At 58.3% G+C, this 17,031-nt stretch carries 19 protein-coding genes; 7 read left to right on the forward strand and 12 right to left on the reverse strand.

Translation table 11 applies throughout. From position 1 onward, the window contains the following. The first annotated feature begins 276 nt into the window (after positions 1-276). Together IQ241_RS01705 and IQ241_RS01710 are read left to right on the forward strand one after the other, a co-directional pair. The gene (locus IQ241_RS01705; RefSeq protein WP_193904679.1) at positions 277-1,440 is read left to right on the forward strand and encodes an AI-2E family transporter; all 1,164 of its coding nucleotides are present in this window, start codon (positions 277-279) and stop codon (positions 1,438-1,440) included. 25 nt (positions 1,441-1,465) lie between these two features. Further along, the gene (locus IQ241_RS01710; protein ID WP_193904680.1) at positions 1,466-1,759 is read left to right on the forward strand and encodes a hypothetical protein; all 294 of its coding nucleotides are present in this window, start codon (positions 1,466-1,468) and stop codon (positions 1,757-1,759) included. Here the strand turns inward: IQ241_RS01710 and IQ241_RS01715 are convergent. Continuing rightward, positions 1,743-2,447, reverse strand: a complete 705-nt coding sequence (locus IQ241_RS01715) for a pirin family protein (RefSeq protein WP_193904681.1) — start codon at positions 2,445-2,447, stop codon at positions 1,743-1,745. The genes IQ241_RS01710 and IQ241_RS01715 overlap by 17 nt on opposite strands. Before the next feature lie 126 nt (positions 2,448-2,573). Here IQ241_RS01715 and IQ241_RS01720 point away from each other — a divergent pair, with 126 nt between their 5' ends. Further along, complete coding sequence (locus tag IQ241_RS01720) at positions 2,574-3,491, forward strand: LysR family transcriptional regulator (protein WP_193904682.1); 918 nt, start codon at positions 2,574-2,576, stop codon at positions 3,489-3,491. 46 nt (positions 3,492-3,537) lie between these two features. Further along, complete coding sequence (locus IQ241_RS01725) at positions 3,538-4,398, forward strand: EamA family transporter (RefSeq protein ID WP_193904683.1); 861 nt, start codon at positions 3,538-3,540, stop codon at positions 4,396-4,398. A gap of 8 nt (positions 4,399-4,406) precedes the next feature. Here the strand turns inward: IQ241_RS01725 and IQ241_RS01730 are convergent, their stop codons facing one another. The 5 genes from IQ241_RS01730 to IQ241_RS01750 form a co-directional block, all read right to left on the reverse strand. Then, the gene (locus tag IQ241_RS01730) at positions 4,407-5,576 is read right to left on the reverse strand and encodes a sugar phosphate nucleotidyltransferase (RefSeq protein ID WP_193904684.1); all 1,170 of its coding nucleotides are present in this window, start codon (positions 5,574-5,576) and stop codon (positions 4,407-4,409) included. Between the two features lie 220 nt (positions 5,577-5,796). After that, positions 5,797-6,657, reverse strand: coding sequence for a segregation/condensation protein A (locus IQ241_RS01735; protein WP_193904685.1), 861 nt, complete (start codon positions 6,655-6,657; stop codon positions 5,797-5,799). Positions 6,658-6,687: 30 nt separating this feature from the next. Beyond that, positions 6,688-7,047 (reverse strand): LapA family protein, encoded by a 360-nt coding sequence (locus IQ241_RS01740; RefSeq protein ID WP_193904686.1) that lies wholly within the window; start codon positions 7,045-7,047, stop codon positions 6,688-6,690. A gap of 40 nt (positions 7,048-7,087) precedes the next feature. After that, entirely contained in the window at positions 7,088-7,837 is a 750-nt protein-coding gene (locus IQ241_RS01745) for a DUF3153 domain-containing protein (RefSeq protein ID WP_193904687.1), read from the reverse strand. Continuing rightward, positions 7,825-8,343, reverse strand: coding sequence for a tetratricopeptide repeat protein (locus IQ241_RS01750; protein WP_193904688.1), 519 nt, complete (start codon positions 8,341-8,343; stop codon positions 7,825-7,827). Before IQ241_RS01750 ends, IQ241_RS01745 begins: the two co-directional genes overlap by 13 nt. A 246-nt stretch (positions 8,344-8,589) precedes the next feature. Between IQ241_RS01750 and IQ241_RS01755 the strand changes: the two genes are divergently transcribed. Then, positions 8,590-9,171 (forward strand): transposase, encoded by a 582-nt coding sequence (locus IQ241_RS01755; protein WP_193904689.1) that lies wholly within the window; start codon positions 8,590-8,592, stop codon positions 9,169-9,171. 193 nt (positions 9,172-9,364) lie between these two features. On the opposite strand, the gene IQ241_RS01760 is transcribed toward IQ241_RS01755, so the two are convergent. The 3 genes from IQ241_RS01760 to IQ241_RS01770 all read right to left on the reverse strand — a co-directional run bounded on the left by IQ241_RS01760 (position 9,365) and on the right by IQ241_RS01770 (position 11,910). Continuing rightward, positions 9,365-9,517, reverse strand: coding sequence for a hypothetical protein (locus IQ241_RS01760; RefSeq protein ID WP_193904702.1), 153 nt, complete (start codon positions 9,515-9,517; stop codon positions 9,365-9,367). Further along, a complete protein-coding gene (locus IQ241_RS25300) occupies positions 9,490-10,257 on the reverse strand; it encodes a phospholipase D-like domain-containing protein (RefSeq protein WP_322743537.1) in 768 nt (255 codons plus the stop codon). The genes IQ241_RS01760 and IQ241_RS25300 overlap by 28 nt, the downstream gene beginning before the upstream one ends. A 183-nt stretch (positions 10,258-10,440) precedes the next feature. Beyond that, a complete protein-coding gene (locus tag IQ241_RS01770) occupies positions 10,441-11,910 on the reverse strand; it encodes a sensor histidine kinase (RefSeq protein ID WP_193904690.1) in 1,470 nt (489 codons plus the stop codon). 182 nt (positions 11,911-12,092) lie between these two features. Between IQ241_RS01770 and IQ241_RS01775 the strand changes: the two genes are divergently transcribed. Beyond that, a complete protein-coding gene (locus IQ241_RS01775) occupies positions 12,093-12,620 on the forward strand; it encodes a hypothetical protein (protein WP_193904691.1) in 528 nt (175 codons plus the stop codon). Between the two features lie 16 nt (positions 12,621-12,636). On the opposite strand, the gene mfd is transcribed toward IQ241_RS01775, so the two are convergent. From mfd to tnpA, 3 genes are read right to left on the reverse strand one after another with little or no spacing between them, the layout of a single operon-like run. Further along, positions 12,637-16,170, reverse strand: coding sequence for a transcription-repair coupling factor (gene mfd / locus IQ241_RS01780; RefSeq protein ID WP_193904692.1), 3,534 nt, complete (start codon positions 16,168-16,170; stop codon positions 12,637-12,639). Further along, the gene (locus IQ241_RS01785; protein WP_193904693.1) at positions 16,082-16,477 is read right to left on the reverse strand and encodes a hypothetical protein; all 396 of its coding nucleotides are present in this window, start codon (positions 16,475-16,477) and stop codon (positions 16,082-16,084) included. The genes mfd and IQ241_RS01785 overlap by 89 nt, the downstream gene beginning before the upstream one ends. A 2-nt stretch (positions 16,478-16,479) precedes the next feature. After that, the gene (gene tnpA, locus IQ241_RS01790; protein ID WP_193904694.1) at positions 16,480-16,902 is read right to left on the reverse strand and encodes an IS200/IS605 family transposase; all 423 of its coding nucleotides are present in this window, start codon (positions 16,900-16,902) and stop codon (positions 16,480-16,482) included. Positions 16,903-16,929: 27 nt separating this feature from the next. On the opposite strand from tnpA, the gene IQ241_RS01795 reads away from it, so the two are divergent. Then, on the forward strand, positions 16,930-17,031 hold a 102-nt coding region (locus IQ241_RS01795), incomplete at its 3' end, for a helix-turn-helix domain-containing protein (protein WP_193904695.1).

The raw sequence follows: 17,031 nt of genomic DNA on the forward strand, positions 1-17,031 counted from the left end.
ATGCTCCGTCTTTCTTAAGCTAGCATTTTGGCTTGGGGATTGAGTTTAGCCCGGTTAAGGAGCTGCGCGTAAGAAAAACCCTAGAGGCCCTCACCCCAACCTCTCTCCCAAACTTGCGAAAGGGATTCCGGAATCTAGTGCCCCTTCTCCCCCGGGGAGAAGGGGCTAGGGGATGAGGGCAATCGGGACTTCATTGGTCTTCCTATCCCTTAGGATTCATATCGCCCAGGCAGGCCGTTCCGATAGAATAGGCAGCAGGCTTTACCTGGGAAGACTGTGAAACTAGGAGAATGGCTGGGGCTGATTTGCCTGGCAGCGGCGCTGTATATCCTCTGGCAGATTCGACCGCTGCTGCTGCTGCTGTTTGCAGCGGTGGTGATCGCGATCGCGCTTAACAGCCTGGCCCTCCAGGTGCAGCGGCTGGGCCTGTCGCGGCGGGCAGCGCTGCCGATTGTGATTATCGGCTCCATGCTGGTCGGGGCGCTGTTTGGTTTGGGGATTGTGCCGCCATTCATTGAGCAGTTTAGCCTGCTAATCGATCTGGTACTGAACGGGATTGATACCCTGCCTTCGCGGCTGGAGATGCTGGCCGAGTCGCTGCCGGAGCCATTGCAGCTGCCAGAACAGCTGCGGTTCCCAGACCTGAGCGACTTTTTCGCCTGGCTAACCGCGCCGGACTCGGCGGCTCTGGACGTGTTTAGCAACTTCTTTTCGTTTTTTAATTCCTCGCTCCAGGTGCTGCTTCAGCTGCTGCTGGTGAGCGTACTAGCGCTGATGCTGCTGTTCAATCCCGAAGCCTACCGCAGCGCCATACTGCGGATGTTTCCTGCCTTTTATCGGCATCGCGCCGATGTGATTTTCGGTCAGTGCGAAGTCGCTTTGGGAAACTGGCTAGGCGGTATTCTAATTAGCTCTCTGTTTGTCTTTGCCCTGAGCTTTTTAGGCCTGTCGCTGCTAGGAATTAATCTTGTCCTAGCCCATGCCCTGCTGGCGGGCATTTTGAACTTCATTCCCAACATTGGCCCGACCCTGAGCGTTGCTTTTCCAATGATGGTGGCGCTGCTCTCGCCGGAGCCTTGGAAAGCGATCGCGGTTTTTATTCTCTATCTGATCATTCAGCAAATTGAAGCCTACCTGCTGACGCCCACCGTCATGGCCCGTCAGGTGAATCTGCTGCCTGCGTTCACCCTGGCAGCGCAGATTTTCTTTGCCTCGATATTTGGCTTTTTAGGGCTGCTGCTGGCCCTGCCGCTGACCGTTGTTGCGAAGATCTGGATTCAAGAGCTGGTGATTCAAGATATTCTGGACGGCTGGAAAATGTCCTCCCGCCGACGACTGCTGACGGCTCCCAGACTGCCCGCCGCGCTGCCAAAGCCGGACGCCGACGCGAAGAACGGGCCAGAGGGGAATGGGCCAGAGGGTACATCGGAAGAAATTTGATTCAGACTGCTCCATCGGGCAGAAATTGTCTATCAGCACGTCGGTGCTGCCTCCGGGCGCACTGCTGCTGGGTGAGATGGTGCAGCTGGGCTACAACGTCATCACCAAGGACTCGGCTGACTTTACCCAAGCTGACGCCAGCGGCATGGAGCTGATTGTCGCAGCGGACTATAGCGACCCGATCAAGTGCGTAGGCTTTGTCTTCTCAAAGAGTCACCCAACGCCGGTGAAGATTGTTGGGTTTCACTGGTGTTGGGTACTCCGTAAGAAAACAACATTAATGCTCGCTCAACCCAAAAAGGTTAGGCGGCCATGTTGAAGATGAGAACTTCGGTGTCGGCGGCGGTGCTGACTAGCGACAGGTTCGGTTCCCCAGTTAGGGCGGCCCCGTCGCCTGCCGTCAGCGGCAGGCCGTTGACCTCAGCCGCGCCGCGAGCGACCTGCACCCAGAGGGCGCGATCGCGCACCCCGTCCAACCCCGCCCTATCGCCAGACCGCAGCGACCCCAGATAGAGATCCACGTCCTGGTGAATCGTCACCGCGCCGTCGCGGCCATCCGCTGCGCCAACTAGGCGCAGCTGGCCCTGCCGTTCAGCGGCGGCAAAGTGGGTTTGCTCGTAGCTGGGCTCCAGCCCTTTGCGGTCGGGCAAAAGCCAGATTTGCAGAAAGTGGACGGGCTCAGTTCTGGAGGCATTGTACTCGCTGTGGGTGATGCCGGTGCCCGCCGACATCCGCTGCACGTCGCCGGGGCGAATCACCGAGCCGGTGCCGATGCTGTCTTTATGCTCCAGCGCCCCGTCCAGCACGTAGGAAATAATTTCCATATCGCGGTGGCCGTGGGTACCAAAGCCCTGGCCAGGCTTAACTTTATCTTCGTTGATCACGCGCAGGCTGGCAAAGCCCATGTGGTTGGGGTCGTAGTAATGGCCAAAGGAAAAGCTATGGCGGCTGTCTAACCAGCCAAAGTTGGCATTGCCGCGATCGCTAGCGGGTCTTAGGGTAATCATGGATGACACCTCCTGGGATGACTCATTCCTCGCTACAGGTTCCATTATGAATTAGATTAAAATAAAAGACAATAATCAATTTAGTCTACATATTGTCCTTATTTAAGCGACAATTAAGCCTCCCCTATGGACAAGTTTGAAAGCATCCGGGCCTTTACCCAGGTGGTCGAAGCGGGCGGATTTGCGGCGGCGGCGCGGCAGATGGCGCTCTCCCGCTCGGCGGTGAATAAGCTGGTGCTCAACCTAGAAAATTCGCTCGGGGTGCAGCTCTTACACCGCAGCACCCGGCGGGTGACCCCGACCGCCAGCGGTCTGGCCTTTTACGAGCGCTGCCTGAATCTGCTGGCCGACCTAGAAGAGGCTGAGCGAGCGGTGTCTCAACTCCAGGCCGAGCCCAGGGGACCGTTCAAAATCAACGCGCCGATGACCTTTGGCACAGTGCATGTGGGCCCCACCGTCGCCGACTTCAGGCAGCAGTATCCCGACCTCCAGATACAGCTCACCCTGGAAGACCGGTTTATCGACCCGATTGCCGAAGGATACGACGTGACATTGCGAATCGCCGCGCCCGAGGAGACCGCCAGCCTAATTGTGCATCCGATTGCCCCTATGCCGATGACCATCTGCGCCGCGCCTGCCCATCTGGCGGCCCAAGGCGTGCCGCAGCATCCCACCGAGCTCAGGGAGCGGGCCTGTCTGCACTATGGCTATCTGTCCAGCGGCAACGCCTGGCAGCTGACCGGGCCGGAGGGAGAGCTGACTATCCCAATTAATAGCGTCCTCTGCTCCAACAATGGTGAAGTGCTGCGGCTGGCGGCGCTCAAGGGGATTGGCCTGACCCTGCTGCCGGAGTTTATCGTGGCGGATGATTTACAGGCGGGGACGCTGGCAGCGGTGCTGACCGACTATCGACCCGCCGCGATCTCGCTCTGCATCATCTACCCGGTGAACCGACATCTGTCGGCCAAGGTGCGGCTGTTCACCGAGTTCATTACCGCCCGCTTCGGTCGGCCCGCTCCGCCATCGGGGGCTGCGACTCGCTAAAATCGTGAGGTTCCGAACCTGGCCGCGCTCACTCCCCCGTGACTGAATGAACCTTGCCGAGCGCATCACGCCCCCGCCCACTGGCCTAGTGCTGCTGTCGATTGCTTCGACCCAGATTGGGTCTGCCTTTGCCAAAACCCTATTTCCCCAGGTCGGAGCGGCCGGCATGGTGTTTCTGCGGGTGGGCTTTGCGGCGCTGATTTTGTTTGCCCTCTGGCGGCCCCGCTGGTCTGCCGAGGTGCGGCGACACTTCAAGACCATCCTGGGATTTGGCCTAGCCCTATCGCTGATGAATTTTGCCTTCTACGAAGCCATCGACCGGATTCCGCTGGGCATCGCCGTGACGCTGGAGTTTATCGGGCCGCTGGGGCTGGCAGTGCTGAAGTCGCAGCGCTGGCTGGACCTGCTCTGGGTGGGGCTAGCCGGGGTGGGCATCCTGATGCTCACCCCGGTGGGCGGCCTAGCGCTAGACCCCTGGGGCGTTGCCCTGGCACTGCTGGCGGCCTGCTTCTGGGCTGCCTATATTCTGATGTCGGCTAAAACCGGTCAGGCGCTGCCGGGGATTGAGGGGCTGGCCTGGGCCATGCTGGTGGGCAGCGTGGTGCTGGCGCCGATTGGAATTACCTCGGCGGGCTCAGCGCTGCTCCAGCCGCCGCTGCTGCTGATGGGGCTGGGGGTGGCGCTGCTGTCTTCGGTAGTGCCCTATTCGTTTGAGCTGATGGCGCTGCGATCGCTGCCGGTGAACGTCTTTGGCGTGCTGCTTAGCCTGGAGCCGATGGCGGCCGCGATCGCGGGTCTGTTCGTTCTAGGGGAAACGCTAACGCTGCGATCGCTGCTGGCGGTGATGCTGGTTTCCCTAGCAGCGGCGGGGGCCTCACGGTTTCGCGTCGGCACCCCGCCGCCGTAGCTGGGAGGCTAGCGGGCCAGGGTTTGGGTGAGCAATTCCGCGATCGCCTTGTGCTCCAGCGGCGGCTCGGCCAGAACGGCCTGTCGGGTATCGTTGATCAGCCAGTCCAGCGCGGCGGCCCGCATGTCGATTGAAGCGCCGGTCTTATCGACGCAGTAGCGACCAAACACTAGCTTATCCACTAGCCGCACGCCCTGGCCGATGTGAGAATATTCAAAAATGACGCTCTTGTCGACGGTGGCACCAGCGCAGATCCGGCAGTTGGGTCCGATCATGGTGGGGCCGACGATGGTGGCACCGTCTTCAATCTGGGTCATCGCGCCGATGTAGACTGGGCCTTCAATATTGACCGTATCCCAGTTAGCGTTGACGTTGAGCCCGGTAAAGACGCCCGGCTTGACCTCATTGCCGGGGATGCCGACGCCCTTCACCTGGCCGGTCAGCACGTCCTGAATCGCCTGCCAGTAGTCGGGCACCTTACCGATATCGACCCACTCGAAGTCCATCCGAATGCCGTAGAAGGGCGCCCCCATTTCAACCAGCTTGGGGAACAGGTCGCCGCCGATGTCAAACTTTTGCCCGGAGGGAATGTGGTCGAAAATTTCGGGCTCAAAAATATAGATGCCGGTGTTGATGTCGGTGCTCAGCGCCTCTTCGACCGACGGCTTTTCTTGGAACGACTGGATCCGGCCCTCATCGTCGGTGACGACGACGCCGTAGCTGGGCACCTGCATCAGCGGTACGGACTTCATCACAATCGTTGCCAGTGCGCCCTTTTCCCGATGCTGCCGCACTGCCTCGGTCAGGTCCAGGTCAATCAGCGCATCGCCGCAGAGCACGATGAAGGTATCGTCGAAAAACGGTGAGAAATCCTGAATCTTGCGCATTCCCCCGGCGGAACCGATGGCTTCTCCGACCAGCTCACCGTCGATAATCCGGCCTTCAAACGAATAGGCTAGCTCGACGCCAAAGCGCTGGCCATCGCGGAAATAGCCTTCGATCTCATTTGCCAGGTGGCTGACGTTGACCATGATCTGGTCGAAGCCGTGGTGGCGCAGCAGCTCTAGTAAAAACTCCATGACTGGCTTTTGCAGAATCGGGATCATCGGTTTGGGGATCGTGTAGGTGATCGGACGCACCCGAGTTCCCTTCCCCGCAGCCAGAATCATCGCTTTCATAGATGTATGCCCGTGATTGTTTACGATGTATGTATGAGACCTACCAAAAAGGTAGAGTTTGTGTAGAGTGGCTCAATTCTACACAAGTTAACCTATTCAGGCTAACCAGGGCAGGTTGAGGCCCGCTAGCCCTGATTACTAGATTTCATTCTGGCCTTACAAGTTCCCCCCAAACGCTTGCGGAAACTACATAGACTCGACTAAATCATCCCAAGGTTTTTTAGTCATTCAGTCCTAAGGTTGTTTCCAAATTGGCCTCAAGCTCTGCTACGTCTGTGAGCTGGCGTACCTTTAAGTCTTGATAAAAGGCGTCCTGATGCAGCTCTACTTTGGACTGCGCCGATAGAAATAGCAGCCCCCAGAAGACGCCGACCCGCTCGTGCTTATCTTCGGCTACCGAAAGCTCGCCCTCGATTGCACCGCCCAAAACTTCAGGGCGAAAGTGCGCCCAGTGCGCCAGCAGCCGGTCAAAGTCCATCCACTCGGCGTCGCCTAGCCGGTCCCAGTGCTGATCTAAAAAGGTTTCCAGGGCGGCGGCAATCTCAGACAGGTTTTCCTGGTGGGCCAGCTGCGCGATCGCACGTACCGCCTGCCGCCTGGACTGGGGCTGGGGCCGACGGCTGCGGCTGCGCGGGGTGGCGTCAGCCATGGCGGCGGCGATTAGCTCCAGCTGGCCGATCAGCTCATCTAGCGTCACCTTGCGCTTTTCCGGCGGCGGCGCGACGGCCCGGCGGTGGATATGGCGCTCCAGATGGCGCGGCAGCTCCACCGGCACAAAGTCGGCGGGCTCAAAAAAGTCTTCCTCAAAGCCTTCTTCCTCGGCTTCAACCTCCGTGCGGATTAGGGTATCGGCCTTGAGCAGCACCAGCATGGAGGCATAGAGAAAGGCCTGGCCCGACTCTGACAGGCTGGTCTCGTAGGGTGAGCGACCGGTTTTAGTGGGGTCGGCGGCAGGCTGCGTTTTAAGGCTGGTGAGAAAGCGGTCGATCACGTCAATCACGTTGACGTTCCAGGGATCGATTTCGCCCTGTTCAGCCAGGTCGATTAAAAACGCGATCGCGCTTTCGGCTAGTCGGGCCATGCCGCTCCAGATGTCAGGTCCAGCGAGAGATTACTGGGCATAGACCTGTCCCTTATCTCCCTCATCTTTTACTTTAGACGCTGGCAGCATCGGCTGCTGCTCCAGCTCGACCCGATAGCGTTCGACGTCTTCTTCCAGCTGCTGAATCCGCAGCTCCCGCTGCTCAACTTCAGGATTTTTCTTGATAATGCCCTGCACCTGCACCCAGACGCTGAATACCCAGGCCAGGACTGCGCCAATCCCCATCGCAATAATCAGCTCAATGCAGAGCGGGGCCTGCACTTGCACATCGCGGATGATGTGGATTGGCGTGGGGTCGGTATTCTCAATTCCGAATAGGACGAGCGCCAGGCAAATGACGAAAATCACCACAAAATTGACTTGTCGCATAGATCTACGCCTCCATGAATCGGGGAATGTGTCCAGATTACTATAGGTTGGCCTGGGTTGACCCCGATGGCGGCTGAGGCGACTCAGGCGAAATGTTTTGCTTGGGCAAACCGTATTTGGCAATATAGCCCAGCGCTGTGACCAAGATCACCACCAGCGCCCCGATCCCAATTGGGCTGGGCACCCAGAAGACGGCTTCGATGTGGTTGGGCTGGTCTAGGGAAAGTGGCCAATGGGTTGCATTGCCTTCCTGACGCGGCGCGGTACCGATAGCGGCTATCGGGCGTACCCCCCAGGGGCCAATCACGGCAAAGTCTAGCTTGATCAGCTCGAGGATAGGATCGGCGGCGGTGCTGAGGGCGGAGAGATCGAGGTCGTAGGTGAGGTGGTTGCGCTGGGCAACTAGCCGGTTGTTCTGAGAGAGTTCAAGCCGGGAAACCACCCGATTGCTGCCTGGCAGTTCGTTAAACAGACTAGTTTCGTCAGGGCTAAACAGGGTATTGAAGCGGTCTACCAGTTCGGACCCGTTGGCGAAGGGCAGCCTCACCTGGAGGGTGTCGCGGTCGATCCGGCGGGTTTTGCCAGAGAGCCGCCGGGCGCGGGCGGCAAACCGGTCGAGCCACTGATCGCTAGAGCTGGGGCTGAGGGTGAGCAGGCGATCGCTGACGTGCAGCGTCTGGGTAATCACGCCGTGATTTTGGCTGTCGAATCGGATGCCGATGTCGTAGTCCACACAGCCGCTGAGCAGCAGCGCCGCCAGGACTACGACCAGGAGCCTCAGCTTAGCCACAGCAGCCCTCCTAAAACGATGGCCGCGCCGACCAGGGCAACCCAGACGAACTGATTGTCTGCCGTATTCACCTGGTTCAGGTCCACCGGCTCGGGTTCGGCAACGCGGGCGCGGCGCGATCGCTTAGGCTTTTGTGAATAGGGGCTCTCCAGGGTTGTCTGACCGTCCGCTAGGCCGCTCAGGTCGGGAATCTGAGTCACCCACTCGGGCTTAAGCGCCAGCCGGGGCGCTTCTAGTATATAGAGCAGCCGCTTGCTCTGCTGCTTGGTCTCGGTGTCGGGATGGCGGGTCAGCCGCCGACAGAGCGCGATCGCGTCTGCCTGCCTGCCGCCCGCGGCATAGGCGTTGACCAGCCACATCTGAATTTCGCCCCCCAGCACCGTATTTTTGCTGGCTAGCTCCAGGGCCTGTTCAAAGGCCGCGATCGCCTCCCGATAGCGCCCCCGCTCAAAGGCTGCTTGCCCCAGCCGATAAACCGTTTGGACCTGCTCCCGCTCCGAACCCATCTCACGCCATCTACGCAATAATCTTTAGCATAATGGCAGGATTTTGATTTTGAGGCAGCTTTGCAGGATATCCGTATGGGGTTGAAGGGGCTGAAGAAGCGGTAGAGTTAGTCGCTACAATTACCTACAGCTTCCAGGAACGATGTATTGAGAATAGATGAAACCATTGATGCAGTGGCTTGGCAGCAACAGGTAAGACAGTAGAATTGGCGGCTCAGATTGCTGGGATTTTGAGGGGCTGAGAAAATGAGTGTAGTGAAACCTGAACGTCGGCGAAAGTTGTTACGGCTGAAAGGATACGATTACGGCCGCTCAGGGGCCTATTTTGTCACCATTTGCGTTAATGATCGGGTTTGTCTGTTTGGAGAGGTGGTAGAAGGGGTTATGCGATTGAATGCCTATGGTGAAATTGTGCAGGCGGTGTGGGATGGTTTGCCGAATCATTACGGTCATGTGCTGTTAGATGCGTTTGTGATCATGCCCAACCATATCCACGCCATCATTATGTTGGATGTCGCCACACCCGTAGGGGCCGGTTTCAAACCGGCCCCTACGGCCACCGCCACCAAAAAACGACATGGATTACCGGAAATTGTGCGGGCGTTCAAAACGTTTTCGGCCCGGCGAATTAATGAATTACGCAACAGCCCTGGTGTATCGATATGGCAACGCAATTATTACGAACATATTATCCGCAGCGAATCATCGCTAGATTGTATCAGGGGATATATTGCCAATAATCCGATGCGGTGGGCAGACGATAGGAAAATCCAAATGGTGGAAATCATACCCGGTAGGGCCGGTTTCAAACCGGCTTCTACCGCCTAGCAATGGCCTACATAAACTCGTCATTTGCATGGCCGATAAGGTTGCACAGTTTGTAGACGATGCGATCGGGGTGCCTGCGTATCGGGCCTGTCTCAGGTGGCTGTCGAAGTGAGCAACGACCCGTCTGTTGTCAGCGGCGATCGCGGCTGCCTTCTCCTGAGCCATTGCGCTTCAAAACTCGAATAGTGTGAGATTACGCCGGGTCGGCTGCTACCCGGCTGCAGCGAGCGCGAATCAGGAAGGCGTTGGCCTTTTCGTAATTGGGGCGCTCGGGCAGGGGGATGTTTTCAAAGGCTTGGTTGAACTGATGATGTAGGTCTAACCGCCAGACGTTGATCTCATCCAAGGCATCTCCTGATTGCGGATGGCCAGCAGCTGCGGACGATAGGCCTCAATCCGCACGGGGACAAACCCATCTTTGAGCACGGTAATCCCCGACAGCAGCAGGCGAATCAGGTGCATGGCGTGTTTCCAGCGAATGTCGTCCTTCGACCGCAGATCCTGCTCCAGCTTTTTGAACTGGGAGAAGACATAGCCGCTATAGGTTTGATAGACCAGCTGGGAGAGAAAGATTTCTCGCATCTTCTGAAAAGCTTCCTTAACTTCCTCAGCTTCTGAAACTTTTGGTTCCTTAATGACTATCTTTTCGAGAGACATCCTGACTTCATCGCTAACCCGAATGATACGTTGAGCTTCTTCGTGAGCATCGCCGTAGAGTTCGCTGTCTCCATCCCGCTCTATGAGAATACCCATTTCATTGTTGTTGACCTGGCTAAACTCATAGAGATTTAGGCTAGTGATAATAGCCATGCTCTCGTTGAGATAGCATTTCGCATGCAGGTTCTTGCAAAAGCTGGTCCGCACATAGTCTAGCTCTTTGAGCCAGTTGATCTCTTCCGGCTGTAATTCAGCTTTTCCGTAGACAATCCGCACGTCAATCTTGAGCCGGTCTTTGTCTTCTAGCAGCTCTTTAATCCGATCGTTTAACTTGAGATAGGGGCTAATCAATATCAGCCTTTCTCGTGCTGCCTTGATCAGCTCCTCTAGAAAATAGTTAGTCGCACTCGTGTTAAGGAACTTAGCCACTGTATTTTCTTCGCTGTCTGAATTGCGGATACGGACCTATTTCACAGTAGTTTTCCCGCATCAGGCTGAAGAAAACAACACGGATCAAAAAAAAATTTTAGATTTCAGCATAAAAACTAACCTTTGCGGTATGTCTGTCCTGCTTGAGTGAGACCTGACCTAAGGTTGCTGTGGCTACCGGATTTACACAATTCGATAGGCGGAGGGGTCTACCGTGGTTTCTAGCGGCAGAAAGACGGTCCAGGTGGCTTCTTGGGCAGAGCGATCGCGCACAATCAGCTTGGCCCCAAGGGCGTGGAACAGATTCTTAGTAGCCTTGAGATTCAAACTCACACCGCCGGTTTCGGGTTGGAACATCAGCAGATTGCCTAGGGCCTGGAGCGGCGGCGGAATGCAGGCGTTGGCGGGGCTGGCGAGCTGGGACTGAAACTGGAGCTTGAGCTGATGGCCCGCTAGCATCACCTGCATTTGAATGTGGCTATTGGCGGGGATGCTGTGGGTAAACAGCTCCACTAAACCGGTGAGCACCTGGCGCAGCAGGGCCGGATCGCTAGCAACGCTGGGCAGCTGCGACGGCAGTTCGACATCCAGGCTGAGGTTGCGACGCTGGGCAGCGTGTTGCCATTGGGGGATGGCATCTTGGAAAATCTGGCTGAGGGAGATGGCGGTGAGGGGCGATCGCGGTCGGTTGGTCGCCTCTAGCTCGACGGCGTGAAAGATCAGGTTAAAGCGGTCGATCTGCCGGGTACATTCCCGGTCGATTTGCTGGAGCCGATGTTTAACATTGGCCTGGAGGTCTTTACGCTTGAGCAGCGATCGCGTAAAGGTGCGAATCGTCGTCAGCGGCGTGCGAATTTCGTGAGCCATTGCCTTGAGCAGCTCGGTGTCAGTGCCGTCGGTCGGCTCATGATAGGCGTACTGCACCGCTGGCGCGGCCTCAGCGGCATCGGCCCGCTGGGGCGGCTGGGAGCGGGGTAGCTGGGTTAGCAGCAGGCGGCTAAAGTGGCTGACCAGGCGGTAGTCTGGCTCCCTCGGAGCAAAGGTTTCGACCAGTGGCTCTAGCCGTTCAAGCTGCTGCGGGCGAACCAAATGAACCCGCGATCGCAGCTGCTGCCAGACCGACTCGACGATCCGGGGGGTAAAGGAAAACTGAAAGTGGATTTCGCCATTGGCGTCTTTGCCCAGCACCAAAATCAGGCTGAAGGACTGGGTCAGCACCAGACAGAACCGCTCTGCCGCTAGCGGGTCGTCCTCGATGAGTGGCAGCAGCCGGTCTGATAGCTGCTCTTTGCTCGCCGGATATTCCGCTGGCATCAGCTGGGTAAAGGTTAGGGCCAGCTGCTCTAGCGTCTGCGGGATAAACGTCCAGCTCGACAGCTGAGCCATCAGGTCGGTGTTTTCTAAAACGGGGAAAGGGCCTGACAGGAGGACGCCTTGAGTGGAGGTCGCTCTCGACTGTGGAGGGAGCTGCTGGGTGAGCAGGTGACTGAGGGCCGCGATCGCGGCCTGCCATTCGGCCTCTGCCTGCTGCTGCTGGATTTCGGTGGAGCGGGCGGCGGTCGCGGTTTGCTCGTCTAGGGGAGCAGTCTGGGCAAATTCGCCCAGTGCCACCAGGCTGCTGATTGTCGGTAAAAACTCTTTAGATCCGGCCATCACTCTTTCGCACTTTGCGCCCCAGCAGGCAGCAAGGTTTGATTAGACTGCCTTACTATGAGCCTACCGGCAGTATGCCCGTCGAGCTATGGGTAGAACCGAACGCCTAGAGTACAGTTTCCCTCTGGATGCCGCGCTGCTTCTTTTTTGCCCCCGCTGATTCCTTGCTGATGACAAAACCAATGCCCCTTTTGATTTGCCCGGGAATGCACCCGCCCCGCTATACCCAGGCATTTCTTCGCACGCTGCCAGACGGGCTGGCGGCCCGCAGCTGGGTTTTTCCCGGTCAGGTCCTGCCGGTTTGCCCGGTGAGCGTTTTAAATTCCTGGGTGGCTTCGGGCTTTAAACCAGAAGGTGAGCCGCTGACGATTATCGCCTTTAGCGCTGGGGTCGTCGGCGCTGGGGGAGCCGCCTGGATGTGGCAGCAGCTCGGCGGCCGGATCGCTCACTTTTTTGCCCTAGACGGCTGGGGCGTGCCGATTGTCGGCATCCCGGCCTATCGGCTCAGCCATGACAAGTTTACCCACGACAGCAGCCTGCCACTGGGCCATGGCCCCATCAGTTTTTACGCCGACCCGCCAGTGCCCCACCTGACCCTTTGGCATGGTCCCGACCAGGTCACCGGCTGGCGGATTGAGCAGACCGAGCTCGGAGAACTGCGATCGCGCACCACCGCAGCGGCTTTCATCGGCTCAGAACTAGGGCGCTGAATTTTCGCGGTCTCCCCTAGACGGCACTGTCGGCAAGGGCTGGCTCGGACAGTGCGCCCTGCATTTGACCGAGCCAGTCAATCAGATTTTCGAGCTGCTTGGTCGGATTGAGGATGCCCAGACCGCGGACGGTGACCTTGCCGGGGGCGTAGACGAAGCGAGACTGGAGGTGGCTGGGCAGCTTGTCTTTGAGCAGATTCCAGGCCGGGCCTTCCATCGGGGTTTCCATAATCACATGCTGCTTGCCTTCCAGCTTGATGCGTGAGAAGCCCAGGGGTTGGGCGATCTGCTTCAGCTCCAGGACGCGGATTAGCTGGTCTACGGCGGGGGGAATGGGGCCGTAGCGATCGCTCAAGTCTGCCGCAATCTGCAACAGCTCGCGCTTGCTGTTAGCGGCCATCAGCGAGCGGTAGAGGGTCATCTTCTGGTCCAGGTCGGGAATGTAGTCAGTCGGAATAAAGGCCGTCACCTTCAGGTCGATCTGGGTATCTTCGACCTGGGGAATCTCCTGGCCGCGAATTTCGGCAATCGATTCTTCTAGCATGTCCATGTAGAGGTCAAAGCCGATCGCCTCCATCTGGCCCGACTGCTCCACCCCAAGCAGGTTGCCGATGCCGCGAATTTCCATGTCGCGCATCGCCAGCTGATAGCCCGAGCCCAGCTGGGTAAACTCCTGAATTGCCCGCAGCCGCTTGCGGGCCTTTTCGCTGAGCTGGTTTTGCTTCGGGAAAAATAGCCAGGCGTGGGCCTGCACCCCCGAGCGGCCCACCCGTCCGCGCAGCTGGTAGAGCTGGGATAGGCCAAAGCGATGGGCGTCTTCGATCAAAATGGTGTTGACTCGGGGAATGTCCAGACCCGATTCAATAATGGTGGTGCAGACCATTAGGTCGGCCTCGCCGCTGCTAAAGCCGAGCATGGTGGATTCCAGCTCGCCCTCGGGCATCTGACCGTGAGCGATCGCGAGTCGGATACTCGGAATCATCGTCCGCAGCCGCGCCGCGATTTCCTCAATTCCCTCAACCCTGGGCACCACGTAAAAAATCTGGCCGCCCCGGTCCAGCTCCTGACGGATGGCGGTGCGAATTTTTTCGTCATCGTAGGGCGCGAGGTGAGTTTTGATTGCCCGGCGCGAGGGCGGTGGGGTGGTGATCAGGCTCATCTCCCGGACGCCTGACAGGGCCATGTAAAGCGTCCGGGGAATCGGCGTGGCGCTGAGGGTGAGCACGTCTACCTGGGTTTTCAATGCCTTAATTTTCTCTTTTTGGTTCACCCCAAACCGCTGTTCTTCATCCACCACCAGCAGGCCCAGGTCTTTGAATTTGACTGCTTTCCCCAATAGCTGATGGGTGCCCACCACCGCGTCTAGCTCCCCCGTCGCCAGCCGCTGCAAAATCTCCTTGCGCTCGGTCGCCGTGCGAAAGCGGTTGAGCAAACCCACCTGAATCGGGTAGGGGGCAAAGCGCTCCTTCAGGGTATGGTAGTGCTGCTGGGTAAGAATCGTGGTCGGGGCCAGCAGCGCCACCTGTTTGCCTGCGGTCACCGCCTTGAACATGGCCCGTAGCGCCACCTCGGTTTTGCCAAAGCCGACGTCGCCGCAGACCAGCCGGTCCATCGGGCGGTCGCCTTCCATGTCTCGCTTCACGTCCTGCACGGCCTTGAGCTGGTCGGGCGTCGGCTGGTAGGGAAAGGAATCTTCTAGCTCCTGCTGCCAGGGCATATCGGTGGGGAAGGTGTAGCCTTCCAGCTGCGATCGCTGGGCGTACAGCTTCAGCAGATCGACCGCGACTTTTTGGATGGCTTTACGGGCGCGGCCCTTGGTCTTCTCCCAGACCTTGCCCGTCATTTTGTTCAGCTCGGGCTGGCGCTCGGCTGAGGTGCGATAGCGAGACAGCGATCCCATCTGGTCTGCTGCCACCCGCAGCAGGCCGTCGGCGTATTGGATAGCCAAATATTCGCGGGTCTCGCTGTCAATGGTGAGGCTTTCTAGCTTCAGGAAGCGCCCGATGCCGTAGTTGCGATGCACCACGTAATCACCGGGGCGCAGCTTGTTGGGATCGACCTGCTTGGAGACCGACCGCCGCCGCTTGCGGACATAGCTGGGCGTGGTCAGCGTATGCTGGCCAAAAAATTCGCGGTCGGTGACCACGACAATCCGAAAGGTCGGCAGGACAAAGCCTTCTAGCTCGGCCAGGCCCGAATATTTGAGCGCGACCGGCGTATGCTGACCCTGGAGCTTGTCGATTGCCGGGTAGTCTTTGGGGTTAGGGATGAACTGGGCCGGGCAGTCGTGCTCTTGCAGCAGGGCGACCGAGCGCGAGGGCTGGGCGGAGATCAGCCAGATGGAAAAGTTGCGATCGCGCTCCTCCCTCAGCGTCTCGGCCAGCCGCCCAAACTGATGGGGAATCGCCGGGACGGGACGGCTGGCCAGATTCATCCCCTGGCCTTCTTCAGCCAGCTCAGTGAGCTCAACCCGCTGAAAGCCTTCGAGGGCTTCTAGGGCATCAGAGAGAGGGCGATGCAATTTGGGCAGCGTTCCTGACGGCAGCTGAATTTCAGCATGGTTGGTCAGCATTTCGCTGGCTTCGCGCCACTGCTCCTCCACATGCTCATACCAGCGATCGCCATGGGCGCGGCACTGGTCGGGCTCGTCTAGCACCACCAACGTATTTTCGGGCAGGTAGTCCAACAGGCTAGCGGGCTGGTCAAAGGCCAGGCCCATAAAGCGGCGCAGCCCTTCCACCGGCTGGCCATTCTCCCAGTTCTCTCGCAGCTCGGTGGGCAGCAGGTCGTTCAGCAGCCCCTTTTGCTCCAGCTCCGCCGCCAGAATCGGGCTGTAGTCAGTCGTGGTCAGCAGCAGGGTGTCAATCCGGTCGAGCGAACGCTGTGTGGTCGGGTCAAATTCCCGCAGCCGCTCTAGCTCATCACCGAATAATTCCAGCCGCACCGGCAGTTCCGAAGCTACGGGAAACACGTCAATGATGTCGCCGCGTTGGCTCCACTGACCTTCGGCTTCTACGGTGGGGACGCGGTCGTAGCCCAGCTTAGCCAGGGTATGGCTAAGGATCTTCAGGTTAATTTCCATCCCCTGCTGGAGTTCCAGGCAGTAGGGCTGAAACCGATCGGGCGGCGGTAGGTGGGGCTGGAGCGATCGCTCCGTCGCCACGATTGCCATCGACCCCAAGGCTTTGCCGCTAGCGGCGGGCAGCGCCTTACCGGAGGTCAGGTCGGCCAGCACCTGGAGCTGTCCCCAGGTCATCTCCGATTCCTGGTCAAAGGGGTCGTAGGGCGAGGCTTCCGAGGTGGGATAAAACGAAACGGTAGCCCAGCCCATCGCTTCTAGCTGGGCCGTCCAGCGACCGGCTTCTTCCAGGGTGGCGGTGACCACGAGCAGGGGCTGCTGCTGCGCCTGGGCCAGGGCTGAGGCGACTAATCCCTTGGGCAGACGGGGCAAACCGCTGAAGCTAAGCCAGCTTTGCTGCTTTAGCTTGGCCAGCAGCTCGGTGGCTAAAGCGGAACGTTGGAGGGCACGCGTAATCGAAGAAAAGGCCATGGTGCGGCGGCGGAGCTACCTGTGGGAAACCATTTGACCATTGTAAAAGGATTGTAAAGAACTGACAGCCCAATCCAAGCTCTGAGCAGGGTATCGTCAGGGCATTGGCGCCAAGCGGGTATAGCCGGTTTCTTCTCAGGTCGGCGGCTTCAACGTCCCAGGCCACACAGGCAGACTGGCGCTGCTCAATGGAAATGTAGTTTTGCAGCGTAACCTCGGGGCTGTCGCGAGAATCTTCAGGCAGCGATTCAGAAATACCGACATATTGTTCATTACCCAGATGGTCGTTGACTAGCTCGTTGACCAAAACTAATGGGATTCAAGCCCCGCCCTTTCAGGGCGGCTTTGAGTTTGGATGTATTGCTTCAGGATCTCCAAAGGAGCACCGCCTACAGAGCCAGCTGAATAGCTTGGACTCCACAGCGCCTTATTGCCCTTGGGCTTGGGTAAGCCTGCCTGGCCATAGTGCCGACTGGAAACCCCTTTCAAGGCATTCAGGATCTGCGAAATTGATAGCTTCGGCGGGTACTCAATCAGTGCGTGGACATGATCGGCTTCCCCGTTGAATTCCAGGATCTCAAAGTCCATCTTCTGGGCCACTGTCCGAAAGGCCGACTCCAGTACCGTCAGCCCTTCGTCGGTCAAGACGGCTTCCCGATACTTGGTCACGCAGACCAAATGGGCCTTAAGGTCAGTAACGCTGTGTCGCTGCTTTCTGTACTGATGCTTCAACGTGCAGACCAATGGTACAATATACCCATGAAAGCACGATATCAGTACAGAATCTACCCTACTGAGCAACAGCAGACCAAATTGGCTCAGCTGTTTGGCTGCTGTCGGGTCGTTTGGAATGATGCCCTA

Origin of the sequence: Vasconcelosia minhoensis LEGE 07310 (genome assembly GCF_015207255.1) — a bacterium.
Classification (GTDB): Bacteria; Cyanobacteriota; Cyanobacteriia; order Phormidesmidales; family Phormidesmidaceae; genus Vasconcelosia; species Vasconcelosia minhoensis.

Bases quoted from the DNA above. Each gene is read 5' to 3' on its own strand.
- IQ241_RS01715 (WP_193904681.1), bottom strand. From the start codon at position 2,447: ATGATTACCCTAAGACCCGCTAGCGATCGCGGCAATGCCAACTTTGGC.
- IQ241_RS01720 (WP_193904682.1), top strand. From the start codon at position 2,574: ATGGACAAGTTTGAAAGCATCCGGGCCTTTACCCAGGTGGTCGAAGCG.
- IQ241_RS01725 (WP_193904683.1), top strand. From the start codon at position 3,538: ATGAACCTTGCCGAGCGCATCACGCCCCCGCCCACTGGCCTAGTGCTG.
- IQ241_RS01730 (WP_193904684.1), bottom strand. From the start codon at position 5,576: ATGAAAGCGATGATTCTGGCTGCGGGGAAGGGAACTCGGGTGCGTCCG.
- IQ241_RS01735 (WP_193904685.1), bottom strand. From the start codon at position 6,657: ATGGCCCGACTAGCCGAAAGCGCGATCGCGTTTTTAATCGACCTGGCT.
- IQ241_RS01740 (WP_193904686.1), bottom strand. From the start codon at position 7,047: ATGCGACAAGTCAATTTTGTGGTGATTTTCGTCATTTGCCTGGCGCTC.
- IQ241_RS01750 (WP_193904688.1), bottom strand. From the start codon at position 8,343: ATGGGTTCGGAGCGGGAGCAGGTCCAAACGGTTTATCGGCTGGGGCAA.
- IQ241_RS01755 (WP_193904689.1), top strand. From the start codon at position 8,590: ATGAGTGTAGTGAAACCTGAACGTCGGCGAAAGTTGTTACGGCTGAAA.
- IQ241_RS01770 (WP_193904690.1), bottom strand. From the start codon at position 11,910: ATGGCCGGATCTAAAGAGTTTTTACCGACAATCAGCAGCCTGGTGGCA.
- IQ241_RS01775 (WP_193904691.1), top strand. From the start codon at position 12,093: ATGCCCCTTTTGATTTGCCCGGGAATGCACCCGCCCCGCTATACCCAG.
- mfd (WP_193904692.1), bottom strand. From the start codon at position 16,170: ATGGCCTTTTCTTCGATTACGCGTGCCCTCCAACGTTCCGCTTTAGCC.